We start from the raw sequence: 15,750 nt of genomic DNA, 5'->3' as shown, positions 1-15,750 counted from the left end.
TACTTTAAATCTATACCCTAAGGTACCTACAACACCACTTGGAACGGAACAACCAATACCACTATTGATAAATGGTAACGTTTGTCCACAATAGTTGGTGATGCTAGTTAAAAAGGCACCCGTTACCGTATTGGTAATCGTGTTACTAGTAGCAGTGCTAGTAGTCAAACACGTACCACCAGTTACCGTAATAACTACGCTTACTTGATTGCCATTGGCTAAGTTGCTAACTGCATACGTATTGGAAACACCGTTTTGTATGGAAGTACCATTCACTCTGAAATCATAACTAACCGTACCACCTGCTATATTCGCTTCAGTAGCAGTAAACGTTACTGGAGTACCATAGGCAAAGGTGTTATCACCGTCGCTACTGGTTAAAGTGACTGTTGGGGTGGAGTTTGGATTAACCGTAACGGATAAATTTACTGCCGTACCAACACAAGTTGCTACATTAGTTTCTACAACACTAACACTTCCTGAACCTGCTGCACCCCAAGTAACAGTGATGCTACTCGTTGTACCTCCAGAAGCTTGTGTGCCACCTGTAATAGTCCATGCATAAGAACTACCCGCTGTGTCAGTAACACTATATGCACTAGTAGAACCAGAGCAAACACTGCCTGATCCTGTAATAGAAGAAGTCGTTGGATTAGCTTTAAAGGCATTCACCACTCTTGAACCATCTGTCGTACAACCATTCAAAGAAGCACGAATATAATAAGTTTGTGCCACCGTTACCGCTGTAGGCGTTGGAACAGAGGTTAAATAACCAGCATCACCAAAATAACTTACAGAACCATTAGAAGTGACACCTGCGGTTATATCAGCAGTCGTAACACCACAAGCTGGAGTGATGGCACTACCACTAGTTAAAGTAGGTTTTGCTTTTATCTCAAAATTAACCGGTGTTCTACAAGTTGAACTTAAAGAACAAGCTACATAGTAGGTAGTTGTTCCTGGAGTAGTAGTATCTACTAATCCAGAACCAGCAACGCCAACTGGATTGAATGGTGAACCACTTCCGATTGATGAACCACCAGAAGCTGAAGTATACCATTCAAGAGTACCTGAAACTGGCAACATAATCTGCCCACCACTTGGAGGGGTTATAGTCCATGTATAAGAAGCACCGACATTGGCAAAGACGCCAGAATATAAAGTATAGGTAACTCCAGCAGTAAGGGTCATTGACCCAGATCCACTGGAAGATCCAAGGATAGGTTCATCGTTAATACCGCCATCATCATCACCTCTTACCCATGTTCCAGTCGCACAACTCCCTGGTGTAAAAGCTCCAGTAGTAATATAGCCCATTCCGTCATAAGCGGAATTATCATTCATTTCAAAAACATAGGCACCTGTTACAGATACTTGGAATTGAGTAGCAGTATATCTTCTCACAGTAGTACTAAAACCACATGTAGTACTGTTATCCATGGAAGTAGTAATTCTATTGGCAGTTGGACTTGAACCAGACCACGAACCTGTTATTGAAGTTCCAGAGTTTACAAAACCAGAACAAGTGGCAGATGCAGTAAGGGTTCCTGTCCCACCAGCACAAATACTAGCTGCCGTAGTTGTAATTGTAACTGGTGCTTGTATAGTTACTACTACACTTCCTTCTGTTCCCCAACAACCGGCAGCCGATTGAGCTCTAAAATAATACGTTCCTGAAGCAGAAACTACTTGAGAAGCAGAAGCCGTTGCTGTTGAAGTACCACCCGAAGTTGTACCTTGAAAATACATAGTACCATCGCTACCGTTGGTAGCCGAAATTGTTGCACTTGTACAGAAAGTTCCAGCACCAGAAGCAGTGGTAACAGCTGGTAAAGCATTAACTGTTAAAACAGCTCCAGCACTAGTTACTGGGCTTCCACAGGTTGAAGAAACTCTAACGGCATAAGTGTCAGCATCTGCCAAAGTAACGTTAGTTAATGACAAGCTATTGGTCCCAGCACTTGCATTTCCTCCTATTGGAATATCAACACCATTTTTAGTCCATTGATAAGTTAAACCTACTCCTGTTGCAGTAACAGTAAAGGTAGCGGTTTGTCCAACACATCTAGCTATAGATGAAGGGTCAGCGGTAATGGCAGCCCCTGAAGAAACGGTAAACAATGCTGAAGTCCTCGCAGATGGACAAGAACCATTATTGGAAGCTTCTGCAAAGTAAGTAAAAGTTCCAGCAGTATTGGTATCGGCTAAACCTGAATTAGCCACACCTACTGGATTAAATGGTGTTCCTGAACCAATTGATGTACCTCCTGTTGAGGCAGTATACCAATTTATTGTAGCCGGATAGCTGAAATTAATGGTTAAAGTAGCCACATTAGTTCCTGTTGGGAATGTAGCTTCTGGTAAACCAAAGTTATCATCTAAACTATCCCAATACAATAAATTCACGGCACCACCTATATTTGTTGATGTTATACCAGTTGTTGTGGTGCGGGTATAATTAAATGAACCCGAAAAAGAAGGTGCCCCAGTTCCTGCTGCTGCTGTATTAACTATCGCGCCACTTAGCCCTAAGTTAATATCAGATCTGTATGAAGAGGAAAGCGCTGTAAGATTAGGATAACTCAATGTGATACTAGTTACCGTTGCTCCTGCTGGTAAAGCTGCCATAGTGGCGCTAGCGACAATATTTCCAGGCGCTGCGTTAGTCTCAATTGGTTGTGCCGAAACAGTAAAATTAACCGTTTGGCTTCCCGTTAGCGTAGACGCTGAACTAACAAGTCCTTGACCTCCAGGTACTGTTCCAGCAACACAAACCGAGTATGGAGTTGTTGTAGGAGCAGAAGGAGTTGCAGAAGGAGTAACTACAGCTGTTGCGGTATTAGTACAACCATTCCCATCAGTTCCGGTTACAGTAATTGTAGTAGCAGTTGTTGGACTTGCTGTAACTGAAGTTCCTACTGCAGCAGATAATACTGGCGTACCAGTACCTACCCATGTGTAGGTAGAAGCACCACTTGCCGTTAATGTAACTGGTGTACCACCTGTACAAAAAGTTGCTGTAGTTGGGCTGACACCTACGCTAGGGTTTGCAACAACTGTATAAGCAGCACTATTGGCACTACCTGCAGGGTTAGTAACCGTGATGATACCGGCACCCAAGGTTGCAGGAGTTACTGCCGTAATAGTAGTACTGTTAACCACCGAAAATGAAGCAGCATTTACACCATTAAAGGTAACAGCAGTTGTGCCTGTAAAATTAGCACCTGTGATAGTTACGGTTTGACCACCATTAATACATAAGTTTGCATTTGGTGTAAAACTTGAAACAATAGGCTGAATTGGTGGTGGATCAATATTTATGTTAAAACTGTTAATACATGCAGGTGCAGTAAAATTATCAACTACAAGATAATAGGTCACACCACTTGTAAGATTTTGTGAAAGTGTTCTTGTCAAACCCGCTGTACCTTGTGCATTGGCAACACAGGTTCCTCCACTAAGTGGACAGCCTTGGTATAACATAATTCCAGCATCATCATCAGTAGAAGTAGTAATAAGTATAGTATGTACTCCTGTTGAAGTCGGAGTAAAAACATAAGTTTTGTCTTCTGCTAAATAATAACTAGAAGAACCACAAACAACAGAAGCATTAAGAGAAGTAACATTGTTTCCGTTACCACAAGTAGTTTGAGCTGTTGCTGAGTAAGGTAAGCTACTAACAACTACTGTACCTGCACCAAGATTATTTATAATAGTATTGTTAGCGCCCGAAGTAGAAGTCCATGACATGTCCTCTATATATCGTTCTGCTGTACCGCTCGCACGTGTATCTCTTACACGTACAAAAACATTGGTAAGACCAAGTGCACCAATATCAAGGGTGAATTTTTGGTAGGTAGTAGTAAATGTACTTACAGTACCCCTACCTGTCCAAGCAATATTATCAGGAGAAGTTTCAATCGTAAATTGGGGTGTACCTGTAGATGTTGATGATCTTGAATACCAAAATGAAAAAACTCCAGGGTTTACAATTGATGGAGTTCTAATAACATCCCCAACTGCATTAAAAATTGCATAATGTGAACCCGTTCTTATCGTCGTAGCTGTAGTACCAAAGGTCAGTGAAGTAGAAGCCCATGTACCACCCTGGGTAGGCAATGAAGCACTAAAACTTTCAAAAACTTGATATGGACCTCCAGTTTGTGTACATTGTGCACCTCCCCTAAATCCTGTAAAAAGCATTCCAAATAAAAGAAAAATTCCAAAAAACCATTGGGCTGACGGCAAGCCAACACCACTAGTCTTTTCATTTCCAAGTTGAGCATCCCTACCCAACACCGAAGAATTGTAATTTTTAAACATAAGATTATTTTGTTAAAAAGTTAATCTTCAAATTTAAAAGATTTAATACTATATATCTACTGTTTTTTTAACATATTTTTTAACATTTTCACTTAAAAACCATTATTTAACTAAAAAATCGACAAACGTTAAAAAATTATAGATTAAATACACGTTTATCTAAAGTGAAAAAATACGCATAAAAAAGAAAATCTTACAACAAAAGAAAAACAACTAAATAAGTATAGCATTTTTTGGAAAACACATACAGCTACAATTCATCAAAGGGTATTTAAACAGAAAATTAAAACTAAAAAAAGGCACACAGTCTAACACAATTCCCTTTTACATAGTATGGAATAAATAAAAGACAGCCTACAAAAACTTCACTCTCCCTGCCTGCTGGTAGGTATGAAAAGCCACAATATAAAGTTGTGTAACCCTAAAAAAACTTGCGAACTTAAAATTAAAAAATCAGTCACATCAGCGTTAAAACCCAAAATCAATAGCCATACATCGCTCTACTCTCAATTAAAACTGTAAAAATTTCTCCAATTTCTCCAATCTGTGTTCCAAAAAGCAGAATAAAGAAAATACTATTAGAAAGACAACTTCTTAATTTATCTTACTCTCTTAATGGTTTAAAAAACTTCATATAATTAATTTGCAGTAAAATGAGTCACATCAGCGCTTGTAAATCCGCAACATCAGCGTTCAAACCCATTATTATCAACTGAACACTTCTCTACCGTCAAATAGATCCGTGAAAATTTCTCCAATTTCTCTAATCTGTGTTCCAAAAAGCAGAATAAAGAAAATACTATTAGAAAGACAACTTCTTAATTTATCTTACTCTCTTAATGGTTTAAAAAACTTCATATAATTAATTTGCAGTAAAATGAGTCACATCAGCGCTTGTAAATCCGCAACATCAGCGTTCAAACCCAAAATCAATAGCCGTACATCAATCTACTCTCAAATAAAACTGTAAAAATTTCTCCAATTTCTCTAATCTGTGTTCCAAAAACTAAAAAAAAGAAAATACTATTAGAAAGACAACCTCTTAATTTATCTTAATCCCTTAATGGTTTAAAAAACTTCATATAATTAATTTGCAGTAAAATCAGTCACATCAGCGCTTGTAAATCCGCAACATCAGCGTTCAAACCCATTATTAATCAACTAAACATTTCTCTGCCGTCAAATAGATCCGTGAAAATTTCTCCAATTTCTCTAATCTGTGTTCCAAAAACTAAAAAAAAAAATACTATTAGAAAGGCATCTTCTTAATGAATCTTAATCCCTTAATGGTTTAAAAAACTTAGTGCCTTCGTAGAAAAAAAACTTCGCGGACTTTGAGAGAAACTTTGCGGTCTTTGCGTGAAACCTTTATAAAACTTAGTGAACCCATCACAAAAAACTTCGAAGTCTTTGCGTGAAACCTTTGAGAAACTTATTTAAATCTTACAAAAAATATTCGAACCCAATCAAGGTTGAAATAAAAAATTCATACATTTACATCTACCTAAATCCTACAAATATGGCAAAAGTAATCGCACCCTTCAAAATCGTCGGAACCCTAAACGGCCTCAACTTCTTTATGGACCAAACGGATATAAATCGCGTTCGTGAAAAAGGAAAAACAGGGGTGTCCAGTGAAGAATTTAAAAGAAACCCCGTCTTCACCAAAGTGAAAAACCACGGAAAAGAATTTGGACGAGCAGCTAAAAAAGGACAAAGTTTCAGAGGAATCGCACTCTATTTCAACAAAAGGGCAAAAGACGGAAGCTATTCCGGTAGAGGAAACAAACTCATGTTTGAAATCATTGAGGAAGATACCACCAACCCACATGGCGAACGTACCTTTGAAACAGGAATAGAAACTCCAGAAACAAGAAGCTTCTTCATCGGTTTTGAGGGAAACATTCTGCGCCCTTTAAAAAAGGTACTGAAAACAAATTGGACATGGGAAGAAAACAAAAACACTTTAACATTTCCAGATTTAAACCCTAGCACGCACATCGATTGGCCAAACAAAGCAGACAATGTCCATATAGCTATAGCTCATGCCAATTGGAATTACATCGATAATAAATTTGAAACCTGCTACAGTCAGGAAGTGATAATGCACAAAGAAGAAGAACCACAAACATTAGTATTCACAACTGAAAGCGCAATACAAAACACTGCAGGCACTATTCAACTGCTATACCTATTCATCGGTTTCTCAATCCAAGAAAGAAAAAAAATAAAAGAACTCAAAAGAAGCAACAACACGGTCTCTATCATCTGGTCAAAATAAAAATTCCCCAATTTCTCTAACCTGCATACCGGTCTGTGTTCCAAAAAAAAAACATAACAAAAAAATGCTTTAAGAAAACCAACTTCTTAATGAATCTTAATCCCTTAATGGTTTAAAAAACTTAGTGCCTTCTTAGCAAAAAAAAACTTAGTGAGCATCATGGTTAAAAAAACATTGTGTAACGTAGTGAAACCTTTGTGATACTTAGAGAGCCCCTCTCAAAAACTTAGCAGTCTTTATTTGAAACTTGAACTTGAAACCCGAAACTCGAAACCCTCCAACTAAGAATACTGCTTCTCATAATACTTCGCATATTCCCCCGAAGTAACATTCCGCAACCAAGCATCATTAGCCAAAAACCAATCAATAGTTTGCTCCAAACCTTCTTCAAAAGTAACCGAAGGTTTCCAACCCAATTCCCTATTAATCTTAGTAGCATCAATAGCATAACGCAAATCGTGACCCGGTCGGTCTTTCACATAAGTAATCAACTGCTCCGACTCACCAGCTGCTCTACCCAATTTACCATCCATTTGACGGCAAAGCAATTTCACCAAATCAATATTCTGCCATTCATTAAACCCACCAATATTGTACGTTTCGTGATTTTGCCCTTTGTGGAAAACCAAATCAATAGCGATAGCATGATCAATCACATACAACCAATCACGAGTATATTTACCATCACCATAAACAGGCAATGGCTTTTTATGAATAATATTATTAATAAAAAGCGGAATTAATTTCTCAGGAAAATGGTTAGGTCCATAATTATTAGAACAATTCGTAAGAACATAAGGTAAGCCATACGTCTCACCATAGGCTCTCACAAAGTGATCAGAACTCGCTTTAGAAGCCGAATAAGGAGAATTAGGATCATAAGGTGTCGTTTCGGTAAACAACCCTGTAGCACCCAAACTACCATACACCTCATCCGTAGAAACATGATAAAAACGTTTACCTTCAAAATCGTTAGCCCAAGAAGCTTTAGCCGCATTTAACAAATTCATCGTCCCAATAACATTAGTCCTTACAAATGCCAACGGATCCGTAATAGAACGATCCACATGCGACTCGGCAGCCAAATGAATCACACCATCAAATAGATGTTTCTGAAATAATGCATTTATAAAATCAGCATCAACAATATCACCTTTAATAAAAGTATAATTAGGTTCATTTTCAATATCCGCAATATTTTCCAAATTCCCGGCATACGTCAACGCATCCAAATTAAAAATTTGATATTCTGGATAATTAGTCACAAATCGTCTCACCACATGCGAACCAATAAATCCCGCACCACCAGTAATTAATATCTTTTTCATTTTAAATAATCTTAAATCAAAAATCCTAACTCCTAAATCCTAAATCTTAAATCTTAAAGCCTCCCATCCGCTTGCTCATTCAAAACCCCTTTAACATCAAACAAAACACCATTTCCCTTTTTCAATTTTGATAAGTCAATAGAAGTAAATGCACTATGAGCCACACCCAATACAATAGCATCAAAAGTTTCACTAGGCAGTTCAGTAGTCGTTTCTAATTGGTACTCATGCTTCACTTCAGAAGGTTTTGCCCAAGGATCGAATATGGAAACTTTAATCCCATAATCTTCCAAAGCATGAACCACATCCACAATTTTGGTATTGCGCACATCAGGACAATTTTCTTTAAAAGTAATACCCAACATCAATAATTTTGCTCTGTTAATAGCGACTCCTTTTTTAATCATCAGTTTCACCACTTGCGAGGCCACATACTCACCCATACTATCATTCAAGCGTCTTCCAGCCAAAATAATCTCGGGGTGATATCCTTTCTCTTGCGCTTTCTGGGCCAAATAATAAGGATCAACCCCAATGCAGTGACCACCAACCAATCCCGGTTTAAACGGTAAAAAATTCCATTTAGTACCCGCAGCTTCTAATACCGCATGCGTATCAATTTCTAATAAATTAAAGATTTTGGCTAGTTCATTGACAAAAGCAATATTAATATCACGTTGCGAGTTCTCAATAACTTTGGCAGCTTCGGCTACTTTTATAGACGGTGCCAAATGCGTACCAGCAGTAATAACCGACTTATATAAATCATTAACTTTCTGACCAATTTCAGGAGTAGAACCCGAAGTCACTTTCAGAATTTTTTCAACGGTATGCTCTTTATCACCCGGATTAATTCGCTCTGGTGAATAGCCCGCAAAAAAATCAACATTGAATTTCAAACCGCTTACTCTTTCCAAAACAGGAATACACTCTTCCTCTGTCACACCGGGATACACTGTTGACTCATAAATAACAATATCTCCTTTTTTCAACACTTTTCCCACCGTTTCGCTCGATTTATAAAGTGGAGTTAAATCAGGGTGATTATTTTTATCAACTGGCGTTGGTACCGTAACGATATAATAATTACAATCGGAAATGTCATTTATATTGCTACTGCAATAAAGCCCATTGGAAGAACTCGGAGAAGTCAAAAGCACGTTTTTCAAAGTAGCTTCATCAATCTCCAAAGTAGAGTCCAACCCCGAATTCAGTTCATTAATTCTATTTTGATTAATATCAAAACCAACAACTGGGTATTTGGTAGCAAACAATCGCGCTAGTGGTAATCCAACATATCCCAAACCAATAATGGCTATTTTTATATTCATCATTCTGTATTTGTGGTATTTTTAAACTCTTAAACTATTTTATACATTTAAACAATTTCTAACTTCCAACCCATGAAATCTGAGCACTAAAAGCTGAACACTGAACACTCTCTAACTAACTCCCAATCGACTGATAAACAAACCCTATTGATTTCAACTTCTCACCATCCAATAAATTCCTACCATCAAAAACGAAAGCCGGCTTTAACATGCGGTCATAAATGGTTTGCCAATCGTAGTCTTTAAACTCATCCCATTCCGTAAGCACCGCAATAGCATGCGCATTTTCACAAGCTTCATAAGGATTACTATAACTTTTAATATGCTTTTCATTGTCAGCTGCTTCTCTGGTTGCTAAATAATCCAAATCGGATAGTACTTGTTTTTGTGATACTTTTGGATCAAATAAAGCAATATTGGCCTGCTCATTAATCAAATCATCTGCAACATAAATCGCCGCCGACTCTCTAGTATCATTAGTATCCTTCTTGAAAGCCCAACCTAAAAAAGTGATCTTTTTACCCGAAACAGTATTGTAAAGCGTTTGTACAATATTTTTGGAAAAACGTCTTTTTTGATGGTCATTCATAATAATAACTTGCTCCCAATAATCCGCCACTTCATTCAATCCAAATGCTTTGGATATATAAACCAAATTCAAAATATCTTTCTGAAAACAAGAACCGCCAAAACCTACAGACGCTTTTAAAAACTTAGACCCAATTCGGCTATCCATTCCTATAGCTTTAGCCACTTCATTCACATTTGCTTCTGTTTTTTCACACAACTCAGAAATTGCATTAATAGAAGAAACACGTTGCGCCAAAAAGGCATTCGCAACTAGTTTTGACAATTCAGACGACCAAACATTGGTTTTCAATATACGTTCTCTTGGAACCCAATTCGCATAAACTTCAACTAAGGCTTCAATAGCTTTTTGCCCTGCTGGAGTAGAGTCACCACCAATCAAAACGCGGTCTGGACTTAACAAATCTTCTACAGCAGTACCTTCAGCAAGAAACTCTGGGTTAGACAATATTTGAAATTGTGCCCCATTTCCTGTGTTATCCAAAATACTCTTCAAAGCTTCTGCTGTTCTAACAGGTAAGGTGGATTTCTCTACTATAATTTTATCGGTTTTTGCTACTTTGGCAATTTGTCGGGCACAAAGTTCAATATGTTTTAAATCGGCAGCCATTCCTTTACCAGTACCATAAGTTTTAGTAGGAGTATTTACTGAAATAAAAATTAAATCAGCTTCATCAATTGCCTTATCAACATCAGTAGAAAAAAATAAATTTTTCCCTCTAGTATTGGCAACAATCTCGTTCAATCCTGGTTCATATATCGGAATATTATTGACATCTTTATCGTTCCAAGCAGCAATTCTGGCTTCATTCAAATCGACAACAGTTACTTTAATATGAGGACATTTTTGAGCAATAACTGCCATAGTTGGTCCTCCAACATAACCCGCTCCAATACAACAAATAGTATTTACTTTCATTCTAATTTGTATTATATATTCTTATTTTAGGTTTTCCCAATACCAATTTACGGCTTCTTTCAAACCCTCTTGAAAAGAGTAGTTGGGATGATAGTTTAATAATTTTTTTGCCTTTTCAATACTCGCCAAGGAATGAGGGATATCACCTACTCTATTTGGTCCATAAATCACTTGAATATCGGCAATTTTTTTATCATAGTCTGACAAAAATAATTTCAAATAATGAACCATATCATTCAACGTAGTTCTATCGCCATAAGCGGTATTGTAAACCGTGTTTATCGCTTCCAAATTGTGAGTCAACATGGCCAACTCATTCATTTGAATCACATTATCAATATAGGTAAAATCCCTAGAATAATTACCATCACCATTAATAACAGGACTTTCATGACGCATCAACTGCATAACAAATTTTGGTATAACTGCCGCATAAGCTCCATTTGGATCTTGACGTCTTCCAAAAACATTGAAATAGCGCAACCCAATGGTTTCCAAACCATAAGTTTTACTAAAAATATCAGCATACAGCTCATTTACATATTTCGTAATAGCATAGGGCGAAAGAGGTTTTCCGATAGTATCCTCTACTTTAGGCAAGCGCTCAGAATCCCCATAAGTTGAGGAACTTGCTGCATAAATAAATCGTTTAACACCAGCATCTCTAGAGGCAACAAGCATGTTCAAAAATCCAGCAATATTCACATCGTTACTAGTTATCGGGTCATTAATTGACCGCGGCACCGAACCCAAAGCCGCTTGATGCAAAACATAATCTATACTTAGAACAGCTTCCTTACAAGTTTCAAGATTTCGAATATCGCCTTCTATTAATTTGAAATTAGCCTTATCAAGAAATGGTTTAATATTATGTCTATGTCCTGTAGCAAAATTGTCTAAACAAACTACAAAATAATCCTTTGACAAGAAATATTCACAAAGATTGGATCCTATAAATCCGGCACCACCGGTAATTAAGACTGCAGTTTTATTTTGGATCATTTTTTGAATAATTTAAATAATCTATATTGCCATTTTGCAAAAAAGCCAGTAGGTTCTTCATCTTCATGATAACCACTTCCATAACCATAACCATAGCTATATCCGTAGCCATAGCCATAACCATAACCAACTCCATATTTTGCTTTATTTTCATAACCATTAAAAATGATACTTATATTGTTAAGTTCACCTCTCTTATGTCTATTATTTAAAAGGGTTAACATTTCTTTCTTAGTGAAATTTTGACGAACAATATATAAAGTAACATCACAATATTGAACCAACTCCAAAGCATCAGAAACCAATCCAACTGGAGGTGTATCTAAGATAATATAATCATATTTTTGTTTTAATTCCTCTATCATTTCCCTCATGGAGTCACCTAGAATTAATTCTGATGGGTTTGGTGGAATTGGACCAGAAGTAATTACATCAAGATAAGGTATATGGGTATGTTGAATAACCTCATCTAATTTATTTTGACCAATTAAATAATTAACGGCGCCTAAATCATTCTGGATATTAAAATCGTCAAAAATCCTAGGCTTTCTTAAGTCTAAACCTACAATGATAGTCTTCTTTTCGCTTAATGCAAATACTGTAGCAATATTAAGTGAGCAAAATGTTTTTCCTTCTCCACTGACTGATGAAGTTAGCATTAATGTTTTTGTTCCTTCAATACTTTGTTTTTTGTATAAAAATTGTAGTGAAGAACGAATAGCCCTAAAAGATTCTGAAAGTGCTGATTTTGGCCTTTCAAATACCGAAAGATTTGTTTCAGAATGTTTTACACCTACAATACCTATAAGTGGCAACTGTGTTAGACTAACAATATCCTCAATATTTTGAATTGAATTACTAATAAAGAAAATAAAGAATACAATCACTAATGGCACTATTAATCCCATAAAGAATGCTAAAACATAATTTACTCCAGTCTTAGGTCCTAATAATCCTCCTCCAACATCTTTTGCAGGGTCAATAAATTTTATATCAGACAAATTGGCTGCTTGTACTATAGATGCCTCACTTCTTTTTTGAAGGAATGTATTATATATATTATCACTTAAATTATATTTTCGTGACAATTTTAACCATTCTTGTTTATTTTCTGGAAGCTTACTAATTTCACTTTCAAGTTTTTGAATTTTTTGATTGGCTAAATTTAAATCATAGTCTAAAGCGTTTCTATAAGAATTTGCGTTCTCAAGCAAAACTCTTTTAACTGACTGAATTTCGTTATCAATTCTTTCAAAATATACTTCCCCTTTTATAGAATAAACCAACTCTGACCTCTTAATTGATAGTTCAATCAATTTTGCTACATTAGTATTAATATTGGGTTCTTCAATACCCACTACAGTAGGTGCTGGTAGTTTGGAAAAGTCTACACTATTTTTTAAATATGTTTTTAATGTATTCAGATAGGCAATTTTTCGCTCTACTTCGTCTTTCTGTCTATCAAAATCTAGTAACTGACTTTTGAATGTTGAACCTCCTTCTTCTATATCAATAACATTATTATTTTTTCCAAACTCTTTTAAATCGTCGCCAGAATTTTTTAACTTTTCTTCCATGTCATGCAACGTTTCGTCAATGAAATTTATCGTGTTTTCGGCGAACTTATTTTTCTCATCGAGTTGTCTTTGAATTAACACTTCAACAGTGGCGTTAAGAAAATCAACCATTCTTTCTTTATTCGTTCCCTCCATTGCCAACTTAAGTATCGATCCTGCTTTTTCATCAATAGCAACTTTCAAAGATTTGTATGCCGAAACTGTGTTATCAAAAGAATTGAAACGTATAAGAATTTCTTCATCAAAAGTTTCATTTTCATAATTAACCACATCTAATTTCCAGTGTAGAAAAGGTAAATTTACATCTTGTCCTACTTTATATACTTTAGAAAACTCTTTATTTGGAGTTGAAATTGATGAAGCCTTATTGTCAGCATATCTTATAACTTGTGCGCTATTATTCTGAAAAGGTATGGTAATTCTATAAGTTGCATTAGAAAGCATTTTAACTTTAATAAACTGCCCATAAAGTTGGTTTTGAGATTTATCAATTGTTATCTTAAATGGAACTTGTCCATAAACGTCTTGGAGAAAATATTTGGTTTGCTTTAAGTAATCAGTGTAAAATTGCAATTTATCAACTACTAATTCGTTATGTGATCTAGATCTTAGAGTTGTTGAAATCATTTGAACTTTATCTGAAGTTCCGCCCCAATTAAACACTAAACTTGTATTTGCAGTAAACAAAGGATTATTTTCTTCTTGCACCGCAATGGTAGTCTCAATACCATAAATTTTTTGCTTTCTAACATTTACTTGATGTGCTATAGAAAAAGTAATTATTAGTCCAATTACAAACCATTTCCAATAACTTATTGTCTTGATTAAAAAACCTTTAAAATCAAAATTGTTTTGTTTATCAAAAAAAGTAAAATCTTTTGTATCTAACATGAAATGGAGTTATAGTTGAATTAACAATAAAGTTGTAGTAATTAGTGATAAAACAGTAATTATTGTTGTCAAGGATTGTATACCAGTTGTTCCCGTTCCCCATGATTTTTGTTTTAAGGGCTTTACATAAATATAATCATTTGGTTGTAAATAAAATGCAGTTGAATTAACAGCATTCTTATCCGTCAAATCTATACTAAATGTTTCACTTCCTTGAGGATACATTCGAATTATCTTTACATCTTTTCTATCACCTACTACAGTAATGTCGCCAGCATTTGCTATGGCTTCCATGATATTAACCTTTTCTTGGTAGATAATTTTTGTTCCTGTACTACCTACTTCTCCATTTATTGAATATCTGAATCCAGCTAACTTCACAACAACAAATATTCCTGCTTCTGTTTTAAAATATTTCTCATTAAGCATTTTCTCTATTGCAACCCTCACTTCTTCAGCTGTATATCCTAAAACATTAATTTCACCAAGTATTGGTAATCTAATATTGCCATGATCGTCAACAGTATAACCATTAAAATAATTGCTTTCAGCTGATGTATTTGCTGTTGTTTGACTTCCAGAACTGTTAAAAATATCAACTAATTTTGGGTCAATTGCTTTGATAGTAACACTCAATATATCATTAGTTTGAAGACGATAAGGCTTTTGATTTGATGAAGTTACCACTTCATTTTTTGTATTACCATTATCTTGTAGATAAATTAAATCTTTGGTAGGAACACAGGAAGCAAAAAGAATACTGATTAGAAAAATAAAATGTATTTTGGGATTCTTCATTATTTTTATAAAAAAATTAGCAAACAAAGATAGTTTTTCAAATCTAAATACAAAAATGTAGTTTACTATAATTTGATTATAAGTTTTTTAATGAATTCTCGAATGGAACTCTATTTAAAATACTTCTGCCCAAAGTCACTTCATCAGCATATTCTAATTCATCACCCACAGCTATTCCTCGAGCAATTGTAGATGTTTTGACATTAAAATCTTTAATCTGTTTGAAAATATAGAAATTGGTTGTATCACCTTCCATGGTTGAACTAAGAGCAAAAATCAACTCATCAACTTCTCCCAATTTTACCTTTTCTACCAATGAAATTATATTCAATTGGCTTGGACCTATGCCGTCAATAGGTGAAATTTTACCTCCCAAAACATGGTAAATTCCTTTGAACTGATTGGTGTTTTCGATAGCCATTACATCGCGAACATCTTCAACAACACAAATTATTTTATGATTTCTTGAATGATTATTACAAATTTCACAAATTTCTATATCGGAAATGTTATGACAACTAACACAAAATTTTATTTCTTCACGCATAGTTGTTAGCGCTTGCGATAAAAATTGTGTTCGTTCTGAAGGTTGTTTTAACAAATGCAATACCAATCGCAAAGCCGTTCGCTTTCCAATTCCTGGTAGTTGAGCCATTTCGTTTACTGCTTTCTCGAGAAGTTTTGAAGAAAATTCCATGGGACAAAAGTAATA

9 protein-coding genes are annotated in these 15,750 nt (G+C 35.6%); 1 reads left to right on the top strand and 8 read right to left on the bottom strand.

Features of this window, described 5'->3' with window-relative positions:
* The coding region (locus ACSVH2_RS12315; RefSeq protein WP_438093474.1) for a beta strand repeat-containing protein at positions 1-4,323 on the bottom strand (4,323 nt) is incomplete at its 3' end.
* Positions 4,324-5,842: 1,519 nt separating this feature from the next.
* Here ACSVH2_RS12315 and ACSVH2_RS12310 point away from each other — a divergent pair.
* Positions 5,843-6,604 carry a hypothetical protein gene (locus ACSVH2_RS12310; protein ID WP_438093473.1) on the top strand — a complete coding sequence of 254 codons (762 nt, stop codon included), beginning with the start codon at positions 5,843-5,845 and terminating at the stop codon, positions 6,602-6,604.
* 281 nt (positions 6,605-6,885) lie between these two features.
* Here the strand turns inward: ACSVH2_RS12310 and rfbB are convergent, their stop codons facing one another.
* The 7 genes from rfbB to recR form a co-directional block, all read right to left on the bottom strand.
* The gene (gene rfbB / locus ACSVH2_RS12305; RefSeq protein WP_438093472.1) at positions 6,886-7,932 is read right to left on the bottom strand and encodes a dTDP-glucose 4,6-dehydratase; all 1,047 of its coding nucleotides are present in this window, start codon (positions 7,930-7,932) and stop codon (positions 6,886-6,888) included.
* A gap of 53 nt (positions 7,933-7,985) precedes the next feature.
* Positions 7,986-9,266: a nucleotide sugar dehydrogenase gene (locus ACSVH2_RS12300; protein WP_438093471.1), complete on the bottom strand. Its 1,281-nt coding sequence runs from the start codon at positions 9,264-9,266 to the stop codon at positions 7,986-7,988.
* Positions 9,267-9,378: 112 nt separating this feature from the next.
* A complete protein-coding gene (locus tag ACSVH2_RS12295) occupies positions 9,379-10,770 on the bottom strand; it encodes a nucleotide sugar dehydrogenase (RefSeq protein ID WP_438093470.1) in 1,392 nt (463 codons plus the stop codon).
* 21 nt (positions 10,771-10,791) lie between these two features.
* Positions 10,792-11,772, bottom strand: a complete 981-nt coding sequence (locus ACSVH2_RS12290; RefSeq protein WP_438093469.1) for an SDR family oxidoreductase — start codon at positions 11,770-11,772, stop codon at positions 10,792-10,794.
* The gene (locus ACSVH2_RS12285) at positions 11,769-14,240 is read right to left on the bottom strand and encodes a polysaccharide biosynthesis tyrosine autokinase (protein ID WP_438093468.1); all 2,472 of its coding nucleotides are present in this window, start codon (positions 14,238-14,240) and stop codon (positions 11,769-11,771) included. Before ACSVH2_RS12285 ends, ACSVH2_RS12290 begins: the two co-directional genes overlap by 4 nt.
* 9 nt (positions 14,241-14,249) lie before the next feature.
* On the bottom strand, positions 14,250-15,038 hold the full coding sequence (locus ACSVH2_RS12280) for a polysaccharide biosynthesis/export family protein (RefSeq protein WP_438093467.1): 789 nt from the start codon (positions 15,036-15,038) through the stop codon (positions 14,250-14,252).
* 76 nt (positions 15,039-15,114) lie between these two features.
* Positions 15,115-15,735, bottom strand: coding sequence for a recombination mediator RecR (gene recR, locus ACSVH2_RS12275; RefSeq protein ID WP_438093466.1), 621 nt, complete (start codon positions 15,733-15,735; stop codon positions 15,115-15,117).
* Positions 15,736-15,750 lie beyond the last annotated feature (15 nt).

Source organism: Flavobacterium sp. RSB2_4_14 (assembly GCF_051547085.1).
GTDB lineage: Bacteria > Bacteroidota > Bacteroidia > Flavobacteriales > Flavobacteriaceae > Flavobacterium.
Note: the sequence above shows the minus strand (reverse complement) of the source record. Positions and strands in the feature narration are given on the sequence as shown.